Source organism: Vibrio splendidus 12E03 (assembly GCF_000272105.2).
GTDB classification, from domain to species: Bacteria; Pseudomonadota; Gammaproteobacteria; order Enterobacterales; family Vibrionaceae; genus Vibrio; species Vibrio splendidus_I.
This window is the reverse complement of sequence record NZ_AJZD02000223.1, coordinates 1-5,888: the sequence shown is the minus strand read 5'-3', so window position 1 is coordinate 5,888 and position 5,888 is coordinate 1. Positions and strand designations below refer to the sequence as shown.

Annotated in this window: 6 protein-coding genes and 1 pseudogene; 1 reads left to right on the top strand and 6 read right to left on the bottom strand. The window is 45.0% G+C overall.

What is annotated here, in order from left to right; translation table 11 throughout:
• Positions 1 to 87 precede the first annotated feature (87 nt).
• From A142_RS15055 to A142_RS15035, 5 genes are all read right to left on the bottom strand, one after another.
• Complete coding sequence (locus tag A142_RS15055) at positions 88 to 651, bottom strand: sugar O-acetyltransferase (protein WP_019824996.1); 564 nt, start codon at positions 649 to 651, stop codon at positions 88 to 90.
• Between the two features lie 179 nt (positions 652 to 830).
• On the bottom strand, positions 831 to 1,829 hold the full coding sequence (locus A142_RS15050) for a LacI family DNA-binding transcriptional regulator (protein WP_019824994.1): 999 nt from the start codon (positions 1,827 to 1,829) through the stop codon (positions 831 to 833).
• A gap of 99 nt (positions 1,830 to 1,928) precedes the next feature.
• Positions 1,929 to 3,368, bottom strand: coding sequence for a 6-phospho-beta-glucosidase (locus A142_RS15045; protein WP_019824993.1), 1,440 nt, complete (start codon positions 3,366 to 3,368; stop codon positions 1,929 to 1,931).
• Positions 3,369 to 3,537: 169 nt separating this feature from the next.
• Positions 3,538 to 4,062 carry a hypothetical protein gene (locus tag A142_RS15040; protein WP_029405634.1) on the bottom strand — a complete coding sequence of 175 codons (525 nt, stop codon included), beginning with the start codon at positions 4,060 to 4,062 and terminating at the stop codon, positions 3,538 to 3,540.
• A 51-nt stretch (positions 4,063 to 4,113) separates the two neighbouring features.
• The gene (locus A142_RS15035; protein WP_019824989.1) at positions 4,114 to 4,503 is read right to left on the bottom strand and encodes a VOC family protein; all 390 of its coding nucleotides are present in this window, start codon (positions 4,501 to 4,503) and stop codon (positions 4,114 to 4,116) included.
• A 197-nt stretch (positions 4,504 to 4,700) separates the two neighbouring features.
• Here A142_RS15035 and A142_RS15030 point away from each other — a divergent pair, with 197 nt between their 5' ends.
• Entirely contained in the window at positions 4,701 to 5,600 is a 900-nt protein-coding gene (locus A142_RS15030) for a DMT family transporter (protein ID WP_081324718.1), read from the top strand.
• Here the strand turns inward: A142_RS15030 and A142_RS15025 are convergent.
• Positions 5,597 to 5,851, bottom strand: a pseudogene (locus tag A142_RS15025) (LysR substrate-binding domain-containing protein); the annotation flags it as partial. The gene A142_RS15030 and the pseudogene A142_RS15025 sit on opposite strands and share 4 nt — an antisense overlap.
• Positions 5,852 to 5,888 lie beyond the last annotated feature (37 nt).

Below are 5,888 nucleotides of genomic sequence, written 5' to 3'. Positions count from 1 at the left end.
AGTATCTAGTATCTAGTATCTAGTATCTAGCAAGGATAGAAAAAACAAAGCCCGAACCTAGGTTCGGGTTTTGTCATTTAAATCTGATTATTGTCCGTTATCGATCGCTTTCAGCACTTTACATGGATTACCGACTGCAACCACATTGGCAGGGATGTCTTTGGTTACCACACTGCCCGCGCCAATCACGCTGTTTTCGCCAATAGTGACACCCGGGCAGATGATTACACCACCGCCAAGCCAAACATTGTCGCCAACATTAATCGGTGTGCCAAACTCAACGCCTTCTTCTACACGGCCTTTCACATCTAATGGGTGACCCGCAGTTAGAATTTGTACATTTGGGCCGAGCAACACATTGTCGCCAATCGTTACTTCCGCGACATCTAAAATCACGCAGTTAAAGTTGGCGTAAAAGTTCTTACCCAGTTTAATGTTTGAGCCGTAGTCACAACGGAATGGGGGCTCTAAATGCGCATTGTCACAGCCAGGAATCAGTTCTTGCGTGGCCGCTTCCCATTCAGGTGTATCTGGAATGCTGTTGTTGAGTTTTTGCAGCGTTTTTTTACACTCAATTCGCGCCGAGTACAACTCTTTATCCCAAGCCTGATAAGGCTCTCCGGCTAACATTTTTTGTTTTTCTGTTCTCACGTTACTTACCTACTCTTTCAGATTACTTACCTAATACAAATGGTCAATTCAACGACCAAAAACGCAATATCGCACATCTAAATAACAGTGAATAAGGAGTGTTTGAGCTTGGTTGAAGAGATGCTCAGCTCGTCACTTTTTGTAGGTAAAATATGAAACTCAATCACGGTTAACTGAGCCTAAACACGCGGGGCAACCGAGTCGCGAATCACCAAACTGCCAGTAGTACTTAATGCCTTAGCTTGCTCAGTATCACCGACAATTTTCAGAATCGCCTTTTGCGTCATTTGCTCTAATGGCACGCTGACAGACGTTAGGCTTGGCGTTAGAAACGCTCCAACTTTGCTGTTATCAAATCCAACGATAGAAACATCTTGAGGCAATGAATACCCTAGTTCAGTTAACGCCTTAATCGCACCAATCGCCATGTCATCGTTTTCCGACAAGATAGCTGTGAACGTGGTTTTGCTTTTTACCAGAGCCTGAGCCGTGTGATAACCGCTCTCCATCGTCCAATCACCTTGAACAACTTTGGACTCATCTAATGCAATATCCTGCTTAGTTAACACATCTTGATAGGCTTGGTAACGCAACTTATCTGTCGAAGAACCAGCTTTACCACGGATCACCGCAATCTCTGTATGCCCCTGCTTTATGATGTGTTCCACCATCAAACAAGCACTTTGATAATGATCGGTAGTAATAGCATGCTCAGGCTTCGACGGCATTTCTCGGTTGAGTACCAGAATCGGTGTGTCAGTGCTTTCGATGATCTTTGCAATCTCGCTTTCGGTTAAGCATTGCGGATAGATGATGATGCCCGCGCACTTCATATCCAGCAGGAAGTTGATCGCCTTTCTTTCGTCTTCTGCGCTGTGTTTACCATCGGTGATCACCAGTTGGTGATTCGACTTTTCGCTATAAGAGGCCGCGTGATACATCAAGGAAGAAAAGTAAGGGCCATTGAACAACTCATTAGTGATTACAAAGCCGATGAAGTTGGTCTTCTTGGTCGCCAATTGCTGGGCCAACAAGTTCGGTCGATAACCTGTTTCTTGAATCGCATCAAATACCTTTTTCACCACATCTGGCCGCACGATGTTCTTGCCATTTAAGACACGAGAAACGGTCGATTTAGATACGCCTGCGCGGTTTGCGACGTCAAGCATGGTTACCATTCGCTTCTTTTCCTTTATAAAAAATTAGCCGACATAGGCCGACTAATTCATTGCAAAATGACAGCTCACAGTTCACATAACTGCGCTGGGGAATGCATTCTAAATAGTGGCACCGTTAGATGCAATCACGCCTTTATACCACTCAAATGACTTCTTGCGCTTGCGTTCTAGTGAGCCAGATTGATCGTTGTGCTTATCTACGTAAATGAATCCGTAGCGTTTTTTCATCTCGCCCGTGGTGAACGACACTAAATCGATACAGCCCCAAGGGGTATACCCCATCAAATCAACACCATCAATCGCAACGGCTTTTTTCATCTCTTTGATGTGGTCGCCAAGGTAAGCAATGCGGTAGTCGTCATTAATGCTGCCATCTTCTTCAATGCTATCAACAGCGCCAAAACCATTCTCGACGATGAACAATGGCACTTCATAACGTTCATACAGAGACGCTAAACAGAAACGCAAACCTGTTGGATCAATTGGCCAGCCCCAATCGCTCGACTTGATAAACGGGTTATCGACCGAATTTTCATGACCGCCGTCCATCGCCTCTTCAGTCGACTGATACGAAGAAGAATCCAAGGTATTCGACATGTAGTAGCTAAAGCCTAAGTAATCGGCTTTACCTTCTTTTAAGATCTGCTCATCTTCAGGCTGCATTTCGATATTAAAGCCTTTGATAGCCCAATCACGCTTGGCGTAACTTGGGTAGTGACCACGAACCATGACATCAGAGAAGAAGTAACGATCACGCATCGCTTGCTGCGCCACCATAATGTCTTCTGGCTTTGAAGAACGAGGGTAGAAAGGCACCATCGCGCACATCGCACCGATCTGAAGATCTGGGCTGATCTCATGACCTTGCTGCACCACCAAAGCACTCGCAACAAACTGATGGTGAACCGCTTGGTACATGGCTTCTTGAGGCTTTTCGCACTGTGGGAACTTCACGCCAGAGCACAACCAACCGAAGATGTCTGCCGAAGTGTTCATCTGGTTATTGATCTCGTTAAACGTCATCCAGTACTTCACTTTGTGCTGATAACGCTCCATCACCGTGGTCGAATACTTAACAAAAAAGTCGATCACTTTACGGTTCATCCAGCCGCCGTATTCTTTGGCTAGATGGTAAGGCATTTCAAAGTGGCTCAGCGTCACTACTGGCTGAATATCGTATTTCAGAAGCTCATCAAATAGGTCATCGTAAAACGCTAAACCCGCTTCACACGGCTCAGCTTCATCGCCATTTGGGAAAATGCGCGTCCAAGCGATACTGGTACGGAAACACTTAAAGCCCATCTCAGCGAATAACTTAATGTCTTCTTTGTAGCGATGATAGAAATCCACTGCGACTTGATTGGGGTAGTTTTCGCCATCAATCACACCATCGGTGATTCGACGTTGTACACCATGAGCGCCCGCTGTTAATACATCAACAACACTGACACCTTTACCATTCGCATCCCAGCCGCCTTCTAGTTGATGTGCTGCAACCGCACCACCCCATAAAAAATCGTTCGGAAATTCATTGTTCATACCATTACTCGCTACAAGTTATTCGTAAAAAAGATCAGGATTAGAGAGCTCATTGCAACTCTGAAACCGGTTTCAACAAAAGCAAAGATACAGATTGAAACCGGTTTCAGCAATAAGTAAAAGATCTTTTTTGATCGAACTACAGACTAATCAAAAGCCTGCATTACGATCAATGCTGCTCAAAATACTGGTCGTGTTGTGATTTAGCTGATTGGTCTTGAGTGCCAGGATAGAACTGGACGAGGGTCTGATCGGCTAGTGTGAGGTGAATCCAACCCTCTTTGACTTTCAGCCAATTGGTGCCGCTTGTCTCATAGACGATAGGAAAGCTACCCCAACCTGATTCTGATATTTTCAGCTCTTGAAAGCGATTGATCAAGGGGAGTTTATTGCTGTTGAAATTAGCATCGGAGTAAACCAGCAGAGGCTCGATAGCATCGGTTGGCTTAAACGTATAACAACTGATAGAGGCTGAAGTGCGATCAAACCATTGGTAAGGCTGCGCGCCGGTTAAATCATAAACGGTGCAGTCATTGAACTTAATGGCCCACTCTTGGTGAGCTTTAAAGCCGAGATAGCCTATTGGCTGTAATGGTTCAGGCTGAAAGTCAGTCTTTGGCTCATAGACCGGTTCTGAGGTAGCACATCCCATAAGCCCAAGACTAAAAAGGAAAGTCACAGCAAGCTTCATCATTGTCATACCTCAGTTCCGTTAGTAGATGAGTAACTCAATTAAGTCTCTACATTAAACGGTAAGTTCCAAACGATTACCATCCGGATCGAGTACACAGCTCTCATAATAGCCATCACCTGTTCTTCTTGGGCCATCTAAGCGTTCATAGCCGTCTTCGACCAAGCGTTGAGTCAGTTGATCGACCGCTTGTTCCGACCCTAATGAAATCGCCATATGAATGAAGCCTGTGAACTGGTCATAAATGTCACCTTTCGATTCAGGCACAGAATCCATTTCCATGATCTCTAAACGACTTCCCGTTTCAAACGAGAGGAAGTATGAAGAAAACCCTTTAGTTGGGTTGTGATATTTTGAGTTCGATGTCGCGCCGAAATAATCTTCATAAAATCGCTTCAGCACGTCGAGTTTTTTGGTCCAAATTGCGATGTGTTCAATCTTCATTTTGTTTGCCTAAGTTTGATGTCTAACGCTAGATTACTCATCAAATAAAGAACAATAAACAGAACGAAATTCATCGAAATTGTTCCTGATTAACGGGCTCGATTTTATGTCCATAACTGCACAGTATTGGCATCTATGTTTGTGTAATAGTTATCTTTCCTCCATAGTCAGGTTTTACACAATCTGAGATTCAAACTGTGAGCTTTTTAAAACTGATACTACTTGCGGCTATATGGGGAGGCTCGTTTCTTTTCATGAGAATGGCGGCCAATCCATTAGGGCCCGCAGTCTTGATTGAAGCGAGAGTGCTGTTTGCTGCCATCACTCTATTATTGGTCTCTTTCTATTTGAGAAAGAAATTGTCGTTCAATTCACATGCTAAGCACTTCTTTATTCTTGGGTTGTTCAATACTGCGGTTCCCTTTTTACTTTTCGCTTATGCCGCACAAACACTGAACGCCTCGACACTCGCCATCTTGAACTCCACCGCGCCAATATGGGCAGCAATCATTGGTGCGATATGGACCAAAACAACACTCGAAGCGCGAGTTCTATTGGGGCTTGGAATTGGGGTCACGGGAGTTGGTGTGTTAGTCGGCTGGGATGCGATGAACATTGGTCGTGAGGCTGTACTTCCTATTTTTGCTGCGGTGATGGCGGCCTTTAGTTACGGAATCGCATCGAACTATACAAAACAAGCACCTAAAGTTGAGGCCTTCAACAATGCTCATGGCAGCATGTGGGCGGCCGTATTCATCGTGTTGCCATTTGTCTTTTTTATACCGATGAGAGAAGCTCCGGACCTGACCATCACCACATCGGTGATCTTACTAGGCGCAGTATGTACAGGGCTTGCTTACCTGCTTTACTTCAATCTCGTATCGGAATTGGGTGCGCCTTCGGCTCTGTCTGTGACCTTCTTGATTCCAGTATTTGGCATCTTGTGGGGCAACCTATTCTTAGGCGAAGCCATTGGCCTGAACACCATTTTTGGCTCTGTTCTGGTTATTACCGGCACCATGTTAGTGACAGGCATGACGCCAACTAAAATGATAGAGAGCGCCAAACAGAAACGAGCAGCAAGAGCGGCTCGTTAATCGGTCATGTATTGTTGAATCTTGTTTCGCAACCACTGGTGGGCCGGGGTTAAATCGGTTCTCTTATGCCAGATCATGTACTGCTGTATCGGTAAGATTTCAAAGGGCTGATCAAGCACTTGAAGCTGGAAAGGTTCAGCAAATTTATTGGCAAAATCACGCGACGTACTGCCGACACAATCTGAGCCCGATACCAGTACACACATGGTCATCAGCGAATCACACTCAGCACTGACCTTTCTCTGTTTCAATGGCAATTGGCTTTGTTGCGTAATTCAATGGAACTAA

Coding starts and splice junctions, on each gene's coding strand:
- A142_RS15050 (WP_019824994.1), bottom strand. CDS start 1,829: ATGGTAACCATGCTTGACGTCGCAAACCGCGCAGGCGTATCTAAATCG.
- A142_RS15045 (WP_019824993.1), bottom strand. CDS start 3,368: ATGAACAATGAATTTCCGAACGATTTTTTATGGGGTGGTGCGGTTGCA.
- A142_RS15040 (WP_029405634.1), bottom strand. CDS start 4,062: ATGATGAAGCTTGCTGTGACTTTCCTTTTTAGTCTTGGGCTTATGGGA.
- A142_RS15035 (WP_019824989.1), bottom strand. CDS start 4,503: ATGAAGATTGAACACATCGCAATTTGGACCAAAAAACTCGACGTGCTG.